15 protein-coding genes are annotated in these 17,013 nt (G+C 60.0%); 10 read left to right on the top strand and 5 right to left on the bottom strand.

Going from position 1 to position 17,013, the window contains the following annotated elements; genetic code table 11:
• Positions 1-51 precede the first annotated feature (51 nt).
• The 6 genes from RVM27_RS16320 to pepQ are packed head-to-tail and all read left to right on the top strand — an operon-like array spanning position 52 to position 6,394.
• A complete protein-coding gene (locus RVM27_RS16320) occupies positions 52-1,101 on the top strand; it encodes an ABC transporter permease (protein WP_144983133.1) in 1,050 nt (349 codons plus the stop codon).
• Entirely contained in the window at positions 1,098-2,042 is a 945-nt protein-coding gene (locus RVM27_RS16315) for an ABC transporter permease (RefSeq protein WP_498941561.1), read from the top strand. Before RVM27_RS16320 ends, RVM27_RS16315 begins: the two co-directional genes overlap by 4 nt.
• A 7-nt stretch (positions 2,043-2,049) precedes the next feature.
• Positions 2,050-3,066 (top strand): ABC transporter ATP-binding protein, encoded by a 1,017-nt coding sequence (locus tag RVM27_RS16310; RefSeq protein WP_287805155.1) that lies wholly within the window; start codon positions 2,050-2,052, stop codon positions 3,064-3,066.
• The gene (locus RVM27_RS16305) at positions 3,063-4,118 is read left to right on the top strand and encodes an ABC transporter ATP-binding protein (RefSeq protein ID WP_498941562.1); all 1,056 of its coding nucleotides are present in this window, start codon (positions 3,063-3,065) and stop codon (positions 4,116-4,118) included. Before RVM27_RS16310 ends, RVM27_RS16305 begins: the two co-directional genes overlap by 4 nt.
• Before the next feature lie 49 nt (positions 4,119-4,167).
• Entirely contained in the window at positions 4,168-5,079 is a 912-nt protein-coding gene (locus tag RVM27_RS16300) for a LysR family transcriptional regulator (RefSeq protein ID WP_287805151.1), read from the top strand.
• Positions 5,080-5,089: 10 nt separating this feature from the next.
• On the top strand, positions 5,090-6,394 hold the full coding sequence (gene pepQ / locus RVM27_RS16295; protein ID WP_498941563.1) for a Xaa-Pro dipeptidase: 1,305 nt from the start codon (positions 5,090-5,092) through the stop codon (positions 6,392-6,394).
• A gap of 81 nt (positions 6,395-6,475) precedes the next feature.
• Here the strand turns inward: pepQ and RVM27_RS16290 are convergent, their stop codons facing one another.
• The 3 genes from RVM27_RS16290 to RVM27_RS16280 all read right to left on the bottom strand — a co-directional run bounded on the left by RVM27_RS16290 (position 6,476) and on the right by RVM27_RS16280 (position 8,768).
• Entirely contained in the window at positions 6,476-7,087 is a 612-nt protein-coding gene (locus RVM27_RS16290) for an OmpW/AlkL family protein (protein WP_096922812.1), read from the bottom strand.
• 586 nt (positions 7,088-7,673) lie between these two features.
• Positions 7,674-8,528, bottom strand: a complete 855-nt coding sequence (locus RVM27_RS16285; RefSeq protein ID WP_498957012.1) for a GGDEF domain-containing response regulator — start codon at positions 8,526-8,528, stop codon at positions 7,674-7,676.
• Positions 8,529-8,558: 30 nt separating this feature from the next.
• Positions 8,559-8,768, bottom strand: a complete 210-nt coding sequence (locus RVM27_RS16280) for a response regulator (protein WP_287805144.1) — start codon at positions 8,766-8,768, stop codon at positions 8,559-8,561.
• A 114-nt stretch (positions 8,769-8,882) separates the two neighbouring features.
• Here RVM27_RS16280 and RVM27_RS16275 point away from each other — a divergent pair, with 114 nt between their 5' ends.
• Positions 8,883-9,647 carry a Rossmann-fold NAD(P)-binding domain-containing protein gene (locus RVM27_RS16275; RefSeq protein ID WP_498941565.1) on the top strand — a complete coding sequence of 255 codons (765 nt, stop codon included), beginning with the start codon at positions 8,883-8,885 and terminating at the stop codon, positions 9,645-9,647.
• A gap of 74 nt (positions 9,648-9,721) precedes the next feature.
• Here the strand turns inward: RVM27_RS16275 and RVM27_RS16270 are convergent, their stop codons facing one another.
• Both RVM27_RS16270 and RVM27_RS16265 read right to left on the bottom strand, forming a co-directional pair.
• On the bottom strand, positions 9,722-10,786 hold the full coding sequence (locus RVM27_RS16270; protein WP_498941566.1) for a 2,3-butanediol dehydrogenase: 1,065 nt from the start codon (positions 10,784-10,786) through the stop codon (positions 9,722-9,724).
• Between the two features lie 15 nt (positions 10,787-10,801).
• Positions 10,802-12,616, bottom strand: a complete 1,815-nt coding sequence (locus tag RVM27_RS16265) for an NAD(P)/FAD-dependent oxidoreductase (protein ID WP_498957011.1) — start codon at positions 12,614-12,616, stop codon at positions 10,802-10,804.
• A gap of 286 nt (positions 12,617-12,902) precedes the next feature.
• Between RVM27_RS16265 and RVM27_RS16260 the strand changes: the two genes are divergently transcribed.
• The 3 genes from RVM27_RS16260 (at position 12,903) to RVM27_RS16250 (ending at position 16,995) form a co-directional block, all read left to right on the top strand.
• Positions 12,903-14,876: a sigma-54-dependent Fis family transcriptional regulator gene (locus tag RVM27_RS16260; RefSeq protein ID WP_498957010.1), complete on the top strand. Its 1,974-nt coding sequence runs from the start codon at positions 12,903-12,905 to the stop codon at positions 14,874-14,876.
• Between the two features lie 82 nt (positions 14,877-14,958).
• Positions 14,959-15,813: an AAA family ATPase gene (locus RVM27_RS16255; RefSeq protein WP_039179688.1), complete on the top strand. Its 855-nt coding sequence runs from the start codon at positions 14,959-14,961 to the stop codon at positions 15,811-15,813.
• Positions 15,814-15,816: 3 nt separating this feature from the next.
• Positions 15,817-16,995: a vWA domain-containing protein gene (locus tag RVM27_RS16250; protein WP_498957009.1), complete on the top strand. Its 1,179-nt coding sequence runs from the start codon at positions 15,817-15,819 to the stop codon at positions 16,993-16,995.
• The last annotated feature ends 18 nt before the right edge of the window (positions 16,996-17,013 follow it).

Below are 17,013 nucleotides of genomic sequence, written 5' to 3'. Positions count from 1 at the left end.
CATGCCTTGCCCTGATGTTTAGTGAAACTTTCCACACAGGTGGCGTACGCCATGATTGCTTTTCTAATCAAGCGGCTGATGCACGCAATATTGGTGATGTTTGTCATCAGTGTACTGGCCTTCGCCATCCAGGATAACCTGGGTGACCCTGTACAGCAGATGGTCGGACAGTCGGTCCCCGAAAGTGAACGTGAAGCCATTCGCGAACGGCTGGGGCTCAACGACCCCTTCCTGGTGCAATACGCACGCTTCGCCAAGAACGCCGTTCAGGGCGATTTTGGCTACTCCTATTTCTACCGTGAACCGGCGCTGGAGGTGATTGCTCGCCACTTGCCTGCCACCCTCGAGCTGGTGTTCGCGGCCACGCTGATCATCGTATTGTTCTCTGTTCCCATCGGGGTATACAGCGCCATCAAACCGCGCTCCCCCGTGTCACGCTTTTTCATGGGGGCCTCGATCATCGGCATTTCGATACCGGTGTTCTTGACCGCCATCGTGCTGATCCAGATTTTCTCCATCGGCATGACCGTCTCGCTGTTCCCGGAGGGCACCGCCTGGGGCGCCTGGCTGAACGGTGCGCTCTCCACTCAGGGCAACATGCCCTCTTTTGGCCGGGGTTACGATCTGGTTCATGTGGTCGGCCACTGGGAAACCAACCTGGTCACCTGGGATGGCATCAAGCACCTGGTGCTGCCTGCGGTCTCGCTGGCCTCCATCATGCTGCCGCTGTTCATCCGCCTGATCCGCGCCGAAATGATGGAAGTACTGCAATCGGAGTACGTGAAGTATGCCCGCGCCAAGGGTATTTCCATGCGCCGGGTCTACTTCGTGCATGCGCTGAAAAACACCATGCTCCCGGTGATTACCGTGGGGGGCGTTCAGATCGGTACCATGGTGGCCTACACCATTTTGACCGAAACCGTATTCCAATGGCCGGGCATGGGGCTGATGTTCCTGGATGCTATCAACCATGCCGACATTCCGCTCATTGTGACCTACCTGATGATTGTCGGCGTCATTTTCGTGGTTACGAACACCATCGTAGACCTGATCTACGGCTTCGTGAATCCCACCGTTAAACTGACTGGTAAGCCCGCATGACAACGTCCACAACTTCCACTGCACCAAGCCGCTGGGAGCGCCTGCGCGACTCCTTTTTGTGGTACAGCTTCAAACGTGACCGTACGGCGCAACTGTGTTTGGCGGTCTTTATCTGCTTACTCATTGCGGCATTTTCGGCGCCGCTATTAGCGCCGACCGACCCTTATGACCTGGCTCAAATCGACATTCTCGCCTCCGAGCTGCCGCCTTTCTGGATTGATGGCGCCGACGAGATGTATACGCTCGGCACCGACGCCCAAGGGCGTGATCTGCTGTCGATCATTCTTTACGGCACGCGGGTATCGCTGCTGATCGGCTTTGGCGCGGTGGCACTGCAAGCCCTGCTGGGCGTGACCTTTGGCCTGATGGCCGGTTATCTGGGCGGGCGAGTCGATGCCTTTCTGATGCGCCTGGCAGACATTCAGCTGTCGTTCTCGACGCTGATGGTGGCCATCGTGGTCGGTGCCGTGGTGAAAGCCACCATGGGCAGCGCCTTCTACAGTCAATACGCCGTGCTCATGCTGATACTGATCATCGGGCTCGCCGAATGGCCGCAGTATGCGCGTACCGTGCGCGCGTCAGTGCTGGCCGAGAAAAACAAGGAGTACGTGGACGCCGCCCGCGTCATGGGGCTGCGTAGCCGACGCATCATGTTCCGTCATGTGCTGCCCAATACGCTGTCGCCGATCTTCGTCATCTCTACCGTTCAGATCGCCAACGCGATCATCTCCGAAGCGGCACTGTCGTTTCTGGGGCTGGGCATGCCGGAAACGCACCCGTCGCTGGGTTCGTTGATCAAGGCGGGCTTCGACTACATTCAATCCGGCTCCTGGTGGATCACCATGATGCCCGGCGCGGTACTGGTGGTGCTGGTGCTGTCGATCAATCTGCTGGGCGACTGGCTGCGCGATGTCATGAACCCACGACTGTATAAAGGCTGAAGACACCATGGCACTTCTTGAAGTCTCACAACTGGATGTTCGCTTTGCCCTGCGTCAGGGTGAGGTCCGCGCCTTACGGGATGTCAACTTCACCCTGGAGCGTGGCGAACGGCTGGGCATCGTCGGTGAGTCCGGCGCGGGCAAGTCGGTGGCGGCCTTTTCACTGCTCAACCTGATTTCACGGCCCGGATTCATTGCCGGTGGCAGCATCACCTTCGAGGGTAAAACCCTCAACACCATGTCCGAGCGGGGCCTGCGCAAGGTGCGCGGCAATCGTATCTCGATGATCTTCCAGGACCCGATGATGACCCTCAACCCGGTGCTCTCGATCGGTGAGCAGATGGTCGAGTGTCTGAAAGCGCACCGCCGAATCTCCACCCGAGAGGCCCGTGCCATTGCTCTGGACAAGCTCAAGCAGGTGCAGATCCCGTCGCCGGAAAAGCGCCTGGACCAGTACCCCCACGAGCTTTCCGGCGGCATGCGCCAGCGCATCATCATCGCCATTGCGCTCCTGCTGGACCCCGACATCATCATTGCCGATGAGCCGACCACGGCGCTGGACGTCACCATCCAGGCGGAAATCATGGCGCTGCTGCTGGAGCTTTGCGAGCAGCACAACGTGGGCCTGATCCTGATCACCCACGACCTGGGCGTGGTCAGCCAGGTCACCCAGCGCATGCTGGTCATGTACGCAGGCCGCGTGATCGAGCAGGGGCCGACTCGTGAAATCATCAATGACCCCCAGCACCCCTACACCCAGGGGCTGATCAACGCCCTGCCCCAGATGGCCACCCCCGGCGAAAAACTGAATCAGATTCGGGGCAGCATGCCGTCGCTTTCCAACTTGCCCACCGGCTGCGCGTTTCATCCCCGCTGCGACTTTATCCTGCGCAGCGACGGTCAGCCGCGCCCGGCGTGTACTCAGCAGGTGCCCAGGTTCGTGGAGTCGGGCAACTGCCGCGTTGCCTGCCATATGGTGGCTGAAATGCTCGAAGATCGCCGCCTGAAGGAGGAGAGCCTATGAACGCCCAGGCCGACACACGCCCAACGACCGCGCAAGCGCCAGCCAGCGAGACGCTGCTGGAAATACGCGACCTGAAAAAGCGCTTTTCGCTATCGGGCGACTTTCTCGAGCAGCTGCGCTTCAAGGGCGGCAAGCTGGTTCGTCATCAGGAGTACGTGCACGCCATCAACGGGGTCAACCTGGAGATCAAGCGTGGTGAAGCGCTCTGCGTGGTCGGCGAATCCGGCTGCGGAAAATCCACCGTAGCACGCACGGTGATGGGGCTAATCACCCCCTCCGAAGGCGAAATTCGTTACGGCGGCGAGCGCATCGACCACCTCTCCACCCGTCAACTGCTGCCTTATCGAAAGCGCATGCAGATGATTTTCCAGAACCCCTACGCGTCGCTGAACCCGCGCATGACGATCCAGCAGACGCTGGAAGAGCCACTGCGCCTGCACCACCCAGACTGGAATCGTCAGCAGATTCTCGACAAGGTGGAAGAAGTGATGCGCTCGGTGGGCATCGACCCGGACTGGGGCAAGCGCTTTGGCCATGAGTTCTCCGGCGGCCAACGCCAGCGCATTGCCATTGCCAGGGCGCTGGCCGTGGACCCGGAATTCATCGTGGCCGACGAGCCCATCTCGGCTCTGGACGTGTCGATCCAGGCCCAGGTGCTGAACCTGCTGATGGATGCCCAGCGTGACCGCCACCTCACCTACCTGTTCATCACCCACGACCTGGCCGTGGTCGAGCACTTCGGCACGCGCGTGGCGGTGATGTATCTGGGCACGGTGTGTGAAGTCGCCACCACGGCCACGCTGTTTGCCAAGCCGCGCCATCCCTATACGCAGGCGCTGCTGTCGGCCATTCCTCGGCTGGAAGATGACCGACCCCAGCACATTCGCCTCTCCGGTGAAGTGCCTACGCCGGTCAATCTGCCTAGCGGCTGTGTCTTTCATGGCCGCTGCCCACATGCCAACGCCCGCTGCAAGCAGGAGATCCCGGCATTGCAAACACAGGATGACGGCACTCGCGTGGCGTGCCACGCTGTCGAGGAGGGGCGCTTGTAATGGCCCGCTTCATTCAGGCCTCACGCGAGGCCGTCTTGCGAGGTAAGGCATGGAAATTCGCTGGCTAGAAGACTTCATTGCCCTGGCCAGAACGCGACACTTCTCCCGCGCTGCCGACGAGCAGCACGTGACACAGCCTACTTTTTCACGGCGCATCAAGCTGCTGGAAGAGGAAATGGGCGTGACGTTGATCAACCGACAGACCCTGCCGCTGTCGTTGACTCCAGCGGGGGAAGAGTTCCTGACGCTCTGCGAACAGGTCACCGAGCGCGTGCGCCTCACCAGAGAGCGCGTACGGGCGATCAGCGCTGGCCAGCAGCGCCGCATCATGGTGGCTGCCCCGCAAAGCCTGCTGGCGCACTTTTTGCCCGAATGGCTGACCCAACTGGGTTGGCAAGACCGTGTGCAGCCCTACTTGCGCGCCACGGGCTGGGTGGCCAGCGACTATTTTCAGGCGCTGGCCAGGGCCGAGTGTGATCTGGCCATCTGCTACTGGCCCGTGGGCCGCTGCGATCTGGACATCGACACCAGCAGCAGCACCTACCGCGTCATTGGCCAGGAGCGGCTGATACCCGTGACGGGCCTGGCCAGCGATGGATCCCCCTGCACGCAGCTACCTGGCACGCGCCAGCAGACGGTGCCCTGGCTTGCCTACCCCAAACGCGGGCTGTTGGGTTCGGCGGTCAAGGCACACCTTGCCCGCCTTCCCCATACGACCTACCTGACCGCGCAGAGCGAGAACCTCTACGCCGCAGGCATCAAGGAACTGGTACTGTTGGGCTACGGCATGAGCTGGCTACCTGAACGCAACGTGGCCAGCGAACTGGCCAGCGGTCAGCTGGTGCGCGCAGGCGACAGTCGCTGGGACGTGCCCATGGAGTTGAGGCTCTACCGTCACCAACAACACCACCACGCAGAGCTGGACAGCTTATGGAGCGAGCTCCCTCCCCTACGACCCTGAAGGAAACCCCATGTCTGCATCACTGAACGCACTACAGCGTGAGCATATCGCGCATCTTTGCCAGGCTTATAGCCAGTTGCTTGAGCAGCATCGGCTGGATTGCCTGGCCATTTACAGTGGCCACGCCCGCTACCATTTCGCCGATGATCACACCACGACCTTTCAGGCCTACGGGCATTTCACCCACTGGGTAGGGTTGGCCGATGTTCAGCACAGCTGGATCGTGGTGCAGCCCGGTCAGCGGCCACAGCTCTATATCTACGCGCCAGCCGATTTCTGGCACTTGCCCACCCAACTGCCGGAAGAGCCCTGGGTAGCCGAATTCGACGTGCATTTGTGCAGCGACAAGATCACCCCGCCGCTAGCGGGCAACGCAGCCGTGATTGGCGATATCGAGACCCTGGAGAGCGTTTCAGTGCTCGCCAACACCGCCAAGCTGCACCCCAACGCCCTCGTCCGTGCGCTGGACGAACTGCGCATGTACAAGACCGCCTATGAGATTGCCTGCCTGAGGGAAGCCAATCGCCTGGCCGTTGCCGGGCATCAGGCCGCCAAGGCCGCTTTTGTGGGCACCGCCAGCGAGCTGGATATCCAGTTGGCATATTTGCAAGCCAGCCGTCAGCGCGAGTCGGACGTGCCGTACCAGAACATCATCGGGCTCAATCAGCACGCTGGCGTGCTGCATTATCAGCGCTATGACCTGAGCGCCCCCAGCCAGCGCCACAGCTTGTTGGTGGATGCCGGGCGGCGCTTTCGCGGTTACGCGGCAGACATCACCCGCACCCACGCAGGCCCCGACGCCCCGGCCGCCTTTGGCGAGCTGATCACTGCCCTGCACCACCTGAAAGATCAATTGATTCAGCACGCCGCGCCCGGCGTGGAGTTCGTGTCGCTCCACGAGCAGATGCACCGCTATCTGGCCGAAATTCTGGTGCAGCACGGGCTGTACGAAGGCAGCGCGGAAAGCGCTATCGAGCTGGGCGTGACCCGTGCCTTCTGCCCGCATGGTCTGGGCCACTCGCTGGGCATCCAGGTGCATGACGTGGCGGGGCTGATGCACCCCGATGGCACGCCAGCGCCGCCGCCACCGCAACATCCGGCACTACGCCTGACGCGCACGCTGCACCCCGGCATGGTAGTCACCATCGAACCCGGGCTCTACTTCATTCCCATGCTGCTGGCACCGCTGCGCCAGCAGGGAATTGCCGTCAACTGGGCCACGGTGGACGCTTTGGCCGCCTGCGGTGGTATCCGCATCGAAGACAACATCGTGATCACGGAAAGCGGCTGCGACAACCTGACACAAACACATTAGTGCCAGGTAAAAAAACGCCCGGTTCCAATGAAGGAACCGGGCGTACCTTGGCGATTAACCGCCAGACTTAAAACGATAGGCTTAGAAACGGTAGGTAATACCACCGCCTACGGTGACAGGCTCGATGTCCACTTCACCTACACGGCCAGCGCCATCCAGGTTGATGTCGGAGTTGACGTCGGCGTAGCTCACATAGCCGTTCAGCATGATGTTTTCGGTGACGGCCAAATCAAGACCTGCCTGACCGATGACACCATAGCTGCTTTCCACGCTCAGACCTTCCGGCTCACCCGAGAAGCGGGTGTAGTTCAGGCCCACGCCCACGTAGGGCTGTACACGAGAGTCCAGACCACCCATCGGGTAGTAGTTGACCAGCAGGTTGACCGGCAGGCGATCGACGCTGCCTGCATCGCCACCCGGGCGCGTGTTCAGATCATGCTCGAATTTTTCAGAGCTGTTCAGCTCCATACCGATTTTGTCGGTGAACAGGTAACCCGCACCGAAGGTGAAACCACGGGCACTTTGCACGTTCAGGTCTGCATCACCCACGTTGCCGTTGCCGGAACCAGTATCTGTTTGGGCAACACCGCCACGGACGAACACATCACCCGCTTCGTAGGCCATGGCAGCTTGGCTGGCCATGAACGCGCTGGCAGAAACAACGGCGGCAGTCATCAGTTTTAGCTTGCTCATCAGGGTATCCTCTTGCGTCTTCCTTGGGGGTAAGTGCCGGAACACACCAGCTATCCTATACAACATATACTATACGAACACTGTTTCCAAATTTCCTGTGAAATTTTATTATAGGTTTTTGGTCTCTGATAGCTTTTTTTAAAGAGGCGTACCATCAGGCACGCAGGTGACCCCACGATGGGTATCTGGGCAAGTTGCCCCGATACCTCCCAGTGGCTAAACGACAGCGTGGCAAAACGACAGGGTGGCTAAACCACAGGCATAAAAAAAGTCCCCCGAAGGGGACCCAGGTGGAGCACGCCAGCTCACTCGTTGTACCGTGCGACAGGTCGCATCGGCATGGCAAAGAAGGGAGAGCTTCGATAATCCGCGGGTCAGGCTAACGGTGAAGACTCTATTCATTTGCCGCTTGCCTAATATATAGCGAGCAACGTGCCAATATTTTATAAAAACATTAAAAACAACATCTTATAAAAATTCCCACCTATTTCTCGTATCATCCTCAGCGCCAGGAAGCGCGGATCGCACCAATGGTGCGCAGGAACTCAGGCCTATGCTTCATAACGACGCTTGGCCCCACCCGGTATCAGCTGCACACCTGATTGCGCCCGCCGCGTTTGGCGCGATAGAGCGCCTCGTCGGCCAGCACCAGTAACCGCTCCCTGTCACTCTCCGCCACGTCCAGGCTGCACACCATGCCGGCCGAGAGCGTACATGCAAACTCTTGCCCGCCCTGACTGAAACGCAGGCGCGAAAAGTACTCGCGGACATCCTCAAGACGTTTACGGCCATCCTCGGCACTGCAATGGGGCAGCACCAGCAAGAACTCTTCCCCTCCGTAGCGGCCAATCATGTCGGTTTGCCGCAAGCGCTGACGCAGCAGAGTGGCGACCGAGGCAATCACCACATCGCCAATGGCATGCCCGTGAGTGTCATTGACCGATTTGAAGTGGTCGATATCGACCATGGCCACCACCACGGAGTACGCCTGCCGATAGCTGCGAGCGATTTCATTGATCGCCGCACTCTTGATGCTGGCATGCTTCAACAATCCCGTCAGGCTGTCTTTGTTCAACAAGGCCGACAGCGTACGCGAACGCGCCACGCGAACCCGAATCGAAGCCACCAGCTGCGCGGCCTGAATAGGCTTGGTCAGGAAGTCGTCTGCCCCATGGCTCAACGCATCCACCTGCTTGCCAAGGTCGGTTTCTGCCGACAGGAAAACGATGGGCAGGCTGCTCCACTCATCGTACTGCCGCACCACCGATGCCAGGTCCGGGCCATCGTAGTCGGGCATGTGCACATCCATCAGCAGCAGCTCGGGACGGAACGAGTGCAGCTGATCCAGAATATGGCGTGGATTGTCGAGGATTCGTACTTCCATGCCTGCGGCTTCCAGCACCAATTGGTAATACGCTGCCAGCTGCTGGTCATCATCCACCACCAGAATGCGGGCAGGCGGGGACTGGCGTTATTGCAGCAACTGCTCCAGCCGGTTGACCAACTGCGGGATATTGACCGGCTTCAGAAAGTAACCACAGGCATTGAGCTGAGCGGCACGGATACGCGCATCGAAGGTGTCACTGTCGCTGATGAACAACACGGGGCACGACAACGCCTGCAATTGGCTTTCACACACCCTTGACCCGACACTTACGGAGCGTTTGATATCCTTCAACATGTTTAACTCTATGCATTAAAGTAGGTGCTGTCTTTAGCTGTGTAGATATTTTACATTTGGCTCCGCTAACGCACATTTCCCCTATTCACTTGGCCTTCAGGCGGTAAAATTGTCATGGTGCAGCGTAAAACAGTGTATGTGACGGGCGGTGCCCAGGGGATTGGTCTGGGCATTGCGAATGAACTCCTTTCCAACGGCCACCAGGTGGCTATCGTCGACATCGATGCAGAGGCGCTACGTGATGCTGCGCAGCGGTTGAAACAGTACGACCGGCTATTGGTTCTGGAAGCTGACGTCAGCCAAGAGGGACACATTGCCCGCACGCTCGAACGTACCGTGCAACACTTTGGCAGGCTGGATGGCATCGTCCATAACGCGGGCATCGCCGACCCGTTTCATGGCACGATCGAACAGCTGCCACTGGAAACCTGGCAAGCCTACTTGAATACCAACCTCACCGGAGCGTTCCTGTGCGCCAAGCATGGGGCGGCGCATTTGCGACCTCATGGAGGCAGTATCGTGCTGATGGCCTCGTCCCGGGCCCTGCAATCCGAGCCCGACACCGAAGCGTATGCGGCCAGCAAAGGTGGCATCGTGGCCCTCACCCATGCGCTTGCCGTGAGCCTTGGCCCGGACATTCGCGTCAACGCCATCAGCCCAGGCTGGATCGAAGTAGGCGACTGGCAAAAGCCCAGCCGCCAGCAGCCGGTGGAGCACCGCGCCATCGATCGTGACCAGCATCCGGTGGGACGCGTGGGCACGCCCCAAGACATCGCTGCCCTGACGCGCTTTCTGCTGTCCGACGAGGCCGGGTTCATCACCGGGCAGAACTTTGTCGCCGACGGCGGGATGACGCGCAAAATGATTTATGCCGAGTAGCGGCACCGCCCATCAAAAAATCCCATTAAAAAAGGCCATCCGCGGATGGCCTTTCGCCTTTCAAAAACGTACCGCTATGGCGTGACGATAATTTTCACCTGCGCCTTATCGCTCAGCAGCGCCTCAAAGCCCTCCTCCACGATATCCGCCAGCGGAATGCGTTGAGTGACCATATCCTCGGCGCGGAAGTAGCCCCGCTGCATCAGCGCCATCACCGCTGGGTACACATGGCGATAGGCAATGATGCCTTTCATGGTGCGCTCCTTGATGACCAGGTCATTGGGCTGGAAGCTGGCGTCCCCCTCCCAAATACTCACCACCACCACTTCGCCCCCTTCGTGGGTGCTGTGCAGCGCTTGGTTGAGCACGGCGGGAATGCCGGTCACTTCGAAGGCCACGTCCACCCCGCCGCCGCTCAAGGCGTGCAGTTTCTCCACCGCGTCCTCTTGCTGTGGGTCGACGACCATGGCTCCCAGTGCTTCGGCTTTTGCCTTACGGGACGGTGCGACTTCCACCGCATAAATCTGTGCAGCCCCGGCGGCTTTAAGTGCTTCGATGGTCATTAAACCAATCGGCCCCGCACCAAACACCACGGCACTATCCCCGGCTTTGAGGCTGCTCTGGCGTACTGAATGCAGCGCGACCGCCGCAGGCTCGACCAGCGCCCCCTGCTCGTAGCTGAGGTCATCCGGCAGTTTGTGCACCATATGCTCACCCATCACGGTGAACTCCGAAAATCCGCCGCCACCGCCGGAGAGGCCGTGGAAGCCGAGCAGCGGCGTCAGGTTGTAGCGCTCCATCTGGTAAGCGCCATCCTTGTTGGGCGACAGGATCGGCTCGATGGCGACGCGATCCCCCACCTTCACGCGGGTGACTTTTTCACCGACCTCCACCACTTCCCCCGCAAACTCATGGCCCATGATGATCGGCGCCTGTTCGCCGCTAATGGGGTGCGGCTTGTCCACCGGGATGAAAATCGGCCCGGCGGCGTATTCATGCAAATCGCTGCCGCAAATCCCACAGGCGGCCACTTTCACCTTCACCGAGTGAGGGTCGTTAATGGTTGGCACAGGCACCTGCTCCACGCGAAGATCCCTGGCCGCATACCACACCGCTGCTTGCATATTGGTTTGACTCATGACTAGCCCTTCCTATCAAGACACATGATGTACCGGCTGAAGCCCGTACACGGGGGTTTCCAGGCCTTCCATACGCGCTTTCAACTGCAGCGCCAGGTAGTGCGAGTAGTGCCGGGACTGATGCAGGTTGCCACCGTGGAACCACAACGCCTCTTGCTGAGTGGGCTTCCACATGTTGCGCAGCTCGCCTTCCCAGGGGCCGGGGTCTTTGGTGGTGTCGGAGCCCAGCCCCCAGCACTTGCCCACCTTGTCTGCCACCTCCTGGGAGATGAGCCGTGCAGCCCAGCCATTCATCGAGCCATAGCCCGTGGCGTATACAATGAGATCCGCCGGCAGTTCGCTGCCATCGGTCAAGGTAATGGAGCGAGGATTAATACGCTCGATGCCAACACCGCTGCGCAGCTTAATATCGCCATTGGCGACCAGATCGCAGGCCCCCACATCGATGTAGTAGCCCGAGCCACGACGCAGGTACTTCAGGAACAGGCCTGAGTCGTCGTCACCGAAATCGAGCAGAAAGCCTGCGTCTTCCAGCTTCTGATAAAACGCCGCATCACGCTGCTTGATGGCGGCGAAGGCTGGCCGCTGGAAATCGGGCAGCACCTTGTAGGGAATCGATGCAAACAGCAGGTCGGCCTTGTCATGGGTCAGGCCACCCGCCACCGCATTTTCCGAATAGAGCGGCCCCAGCACTTCTTCCATCAATGAATCCGACTTGACGATATGCGTCGAGGAGCGCTGAAGCATGGTGACATCGGCATCGTGTTCCCAGAGGGCCGCCGCAATGTCGTGGGCCGAGTTGTTCGACCCCACGATCACGCACTTTTTACCGGCGTAGGCATCTGGCCCCGGATGCTGGCTGGAGTGCTGCTGCTCGCCTTCGAAACACTCCGCGCCCGCAAATTTGGGGATGTTGGGCATGCCCGACATGCCGGTGGCCATCACCAGCTGTTTCGGACGTAGCGTGATCTGCTCACCGTTGCGCTTCACGTTCACGATCCACTCGCCTGCGGCTTCATCGAAGCGTGCATTGTCGCAGGTGGTGGAACTCCAATAGTTGAGCTCCATCACTTTTGTGTACATTTCCAGCCAGTCGCCCACTTTGTCTTTCGGGGCAAACACCGGCCAGTTGTCGGGAAACGGAATATAGGGCAGGTGGTCGTACCACACCGGGTCATGCAGACAGAGGGATTTATAGCGTTTGCGCCAGGAGTCCCCCGCGCGTTCGTTACGCTCGATGATGATGGTAGGCACGCCCATCTGCTTTAGCCGCGCCCCCAGGCCAATGCCGCCTTGTCCTCCTCCGATGATCACGCAGTAGGGCTGGCGCGTGTAACCCAGCTCAGCCTCTTCACGCTCGCGGGCTTCCAGCCAGGTTTCGCGCTGTTTGTTGGCACCATGCTCGGCCCCTTTGGGGCGGTGGTGGTTACGCGGTTCGGGAAAATCATCCAGCGCCTGCAGGGTGGTGAGCAGCGTCCAACACTTGCCGTTCTTCAACCGCAGGTAGCCTTTGCCGCTGGCAATGGCCGTTTTAAACGTGAACCACGCCTCCACGGTATCGCCGTTTTCGCTGGCCTCCCCGTCAAGCTGCCACTGGGTGGGCTGAGTATTGGCCAGCGTGGCATCGAGCATGGCTTGGATTTCCTTCTGGCCTTCGCAGGTTTTTAGATTCCAGGTAAAGGATAAAAAGTCGCGCCAATAGCATTCGTCATTGAATAGCGTCAGCACGCGTTGGATATCGCCTGCCTGCAGCGCCTCATCAAACTCCTGTAGCCATGCGTTGACGGTGCTGGTGGCGTGGGTTGGGGTTCTTACTTCTGTGTGAGTCATCGCGGGTACTCCAAGGTCGTTGTTATTGTTGAACTGTCGATAAGACACTCAACCCTAAGCATCCGCCGTGCCAAATGTGTAAAAAAATCAATAAGCAATTGAAAAGTTTAAACAAAAAAAATTTCGCATTGCTATCCACCAACGCACCACCTGTACACTTGTCACACCTCGTGTACGGCTAACGTTACAGGTGTAACGCACGACTAACGGCGTAACACAGCCTCGTTGACACCCACGACAAAGCGCATAGTCTGGAGGTACAACAATAATTCTGTATGGATTCGCCATGCCGACGCCATCACTACCACCGACACGCTTGGCCTCTGTGCAGCGCCAGCATATCGAGCACATCTTTCAGCTCGGTGAAGGACTGGATGCGCCACAGCTACCGGCACAGGCCACCATCCGCCGCTCCTGGCTACGCTGCCTCAACGAGTACCAACTCGACCCCACGCAGCCACGCCCTGCCCGGGTGGTGCCCCAGCAAACCTTGATCGAGCACCGGGAATCCGTCGATGAGCTGCTGCACGTCGCCCGCGCCGGGGTCGAGCAGCTCTACGGGCAAATCGCCCAGCTCGGCTACGTGCTGCTGCTCACCGATCATCGCGGCATTACCGTGGAGTTTCGCGGCAATCCCAATCAAGACCAGCAGCTACGCAAAGCGGGCCTCTATTTGGGTGCCGACTGGGACGAGCGCTTCGCGGGTACCTGCGCCGTAGGTACCTGCCTGCACGACCGCCAAGCGATCATTTGCCACCGCCAGGAGCACTTCGACGCCACGCATATTTCGCTGACCTGCACGGCTGCCCCCATCGCCGACCCGCAAGGCAACGTGATGGCCGTGCTGGATATCTCTGCGCTGCAATCGCCCACTCAGCATGAGAGTCAGAACTTCAGCCTATCGCTGGTGACGCTCTACGCCCGCATGATCGAAGACGCCTACTTTCTGCAGCGCTACCGCGACTGCCTGATGGTGCGCTTAGATACCTCGCGGGAGTTTGTGCATGTGAACGGGCGTGGGCTGATCGCGATAGAAGAGAACGGCCAGGTTATTGCCGCCAACGCCGTGGGCCGCGAGCTGATCAGTGCGCACCAACAGCGCTGGCCGCCGTGGTCTGCTCAACACGCACCGATGCTCAGCGAACTGTTTGAGTGCGAAATTGCCGATGTGCTGAGTATCAACAGCGCGACCAACGACCAGCTCAGGGCGTTTCGCGCCCGCGCCAGCAACGCCATCTACTTTATTAGCCTGCTGGAGCCGCGCAGGCCGCGCATCGCGCCACTCGGAAAGCCCGCCTCCTCGCTGCCAACAGCGCTAGAACGGTTGGGGGCCGACGACCCCGCTATACGCAAAGTGCAGAAATTGGCCGAACGGCTGCGTAACGAAGCCAGTGTCAACGTGCTGATCAGCGGTGAAACCGGCACCGGCAAAGAAGTGGTTGCCCGTGCGCTGCACGATAGCGGCAACCGCGCCAATGGCCCCTTTATTGCGGTGAACTGTGCGGCGATTCCCGAAGCGCTGATCGAAAGCGAGCTGTTCGGCTACGCACCCGGCGCGTTTACCGGCGGGCGAGCAAAAGGTATGCGCGGGCTGATCCCCCAGGCCCATGGCGGCACGCTGTTTTTAGACGAGATCGGCGATATGCCACTGGCCCTGCAAACCCGCCTGCTGCGCGTACTCGCCGAGCGTGAGGTCATGCCACTAGGCGCCAATAAACCGGAAAAAATCGACATCCGGGTGATCACCGCTACCCACCGCCACATCGATACCATGATTGCGCAGGGAGAGTTTCGTGAAGACCTCTACTACCGCCTGAACGGTGCCCAACTGCACTTACCACCGCTGCGCGAACGCGCCGACCGGCTCTTCGTGATTCGTCAGGTGTTCGATGAGGTCGTCAACGAGCGCCAAGGCGCGCACAAGCCCCGCCTGAGAGCCGATGCCATCAGCGCCCTGCTGGCCTACACCTGGCCTGGCAACATACGCCAGCTCAAGAATGCCCTGGCATTTGCACTGGCCACTGCCGAAAGCGACGAGATTACCGTGCATGACCTGCCGGAGCAGTGCCTGGGCGCACGCATCACCCGCCGTCGTCTCGACCAGACCCAGCAGGCCAGCCCACAGCACCACCCGCTGGCCGAACTGCTCCACCAGCACCAGTGGAATGTCAGTGCCGTGGCTCGCCATCTGGACGTGTCACGCCCTACCGTGTACCGCCAGATGCATCGTCTTGGGCTGGTACCGCCCAACAAGGCCTGAACCGTGGGCGCTTGGCCGGGAGGGCCAGCCTCACGTACACTTGTTTGAATCTGATCACGCTTTCGACAAGCCGAGGCCCAGCATGGCGTTTGACTCTACCTCTTCGTATATCGCAACCGATGCACTCAAGCAGGCGGTGAATGCCGCCGTGGTACTCCAGCGCCCGCTGCTCATCAAGGGCGAGCCGGGCACCGGCAAGACGCTGCTGGCCGAAGAGCTGGCGGCTTCGCTGGGCACTCGACTGATCACCTGGCATATCAAGTCCAGCACCAAGGCAGCCCAGGGGCTCTACGAATACGATGCGGTGAGCCGCCTGCGCGACTCGCAGTTGGGCGTGGAAGGCGTCGAGAACGTCGGCAACTACATCAAGCCCGGCAAGCTCTGGGAAGCCTTCACCGCTGGTGAGCGTGTCGTGCTGTTGATCGACGAAATCGACAAGGCAGACATCGAATTCCCCAATGACCTGCTCCAGGAGCTGGATCGTATGGAGTTTCACGTTTATGAAACCGGCGAGACCATCCGTGCCGAGCAGCGCCCGATCATCGTCATCACGTCCAACAACGAAAAAGAGCTGCCGGACGCCTTCCTGCGCCGCTGCTTCTTCCACTACATCGAGTTCCCCGACCGCGAGACCATGCAGGCCATCGTCGACGTTCACTTTCCCGACATCGCCCCCAGGCTCGCCAGCGAGGCGCTGGAGGTCTTTTTCGACCTGCGCAGCGCTCCAGGGCTGAAGAAGAAACCTTCCACTTCCGAGCTGGTCGATTGGCTCAAGCTGTTGATGGCCGACGAGCTGGCCCAGGAAGCGCTGTATCATCGCGATCCCGCCAAGGCGCTGCCGCCCATGGCCGGCGCGCTGGTCAAGAACGAGCAGGACACCCACCTGCTGGAACGCCTGGCGTTCATGATGCGTCGCCAGAAGAACAGCGGGCGCTAAGCCATGTTCATCGGCTTGTTCGAGACCCTCAAACGCGCAGGCGTACCCGTTTCACTGCGGGAGCTTTTAGACCTTCACGCGGTGGTGGAGCGTGGCGTGGTGTTTGCCGATATGGAGGCGTTCTATCAGGTCGCGCGCACGGTCATGGTGAAGGATGAGCGCCACTTCGACCGCTTCGATCGCGCTTTTGCCGCCTGGTTCAAGGGCATCGAGGACATGGACGCCGCCATCGAAGCGCTGATTCCCGACGAGTGGCTGCGCCGCGAATTCGAGAAACAGCTGACCGATGAAGAGAAAGCCAGGATCGAGTCGCTGGGCGGGTTGGAAGAGCTCATCGAGACCTTCAAGAAGCGCCTGGACGAGCAGAAAGAGCGCCACGCGGGTGGCAACAAGTGGATTGGCACCGGCGGCACCAGCCCCTTTGGGGCCTACGGCTACAACCCGGAAGGCATTCGAATTGGGCAAGACGGCTCCCGCCACCGCCGCGCCACCAAAGTGTGGGACGAGCGACGCTTTCGCGATTACGACGACTCTCTGGAGCTGGGCACCCGCAACATCAAAATGGCCCTGCGACGGCTGCGCAAATTCGCCCGCCAGGGCGCCAGGGACGAGTTCGATGTGGACGGCACCATTCGTGAAACCGCCCGCGATGCCGGGCTGCTCAATATCCAGATGCGCCCGGAGCGCCACAATGCGGTCAAGGTGCTGCTGTTTCTGGACGTGGGCGGCTCCATGGACGACCACATCCGGGTATGCGAAGAGCTCTTTTCTGCGGCGCGCTCCGAGTTCAAGCACCTGGAGCACTACTACTTCCATAACTGCCTCTACGAAGGCGTCTGGAAAAACAACCTGCGTCGTGGTAACGAGCGTATCCCTACCATGGACGTACTGCACACCTACGGCGCGGATTACCAGGTGGTCATCGTCGGCGACGCCGCCATGTCGCCTTACGAGGTCACCCACCGGGGTGGTAGCGTGGAGCACTTCAACGACGAAGCGGGCGGAGTGTGGCTCAAACGGCTGGCCGATAAATTCCCCCGGTTGGCGTGGCTGAACCCCATGCCACCCCGCGCCTGGGAGTACACCTACTCGACCACCCTGATCCGCGAGCTGATCGACGACCGCATGTACCCCATGACCCTGGAGGGGCTGGAAAACGCCATGCGTGACCTGGCCAAGTAGCGGACGTCTATTCACCAC

The organism is Halomonas sp. KM007 (assembly GCF_050709225.1).
GTDB lineage: Bacteria > Pseudomonadota > Gammaproteobacteria > Pseudomonadales > Halomonadaceae > Vreelandella > Vreelandella hamiltonii.
Note: the sequence above shows the minus strand (reverse complement) of the source record. Positions and strands in the feature narration are given on the sequence as shown.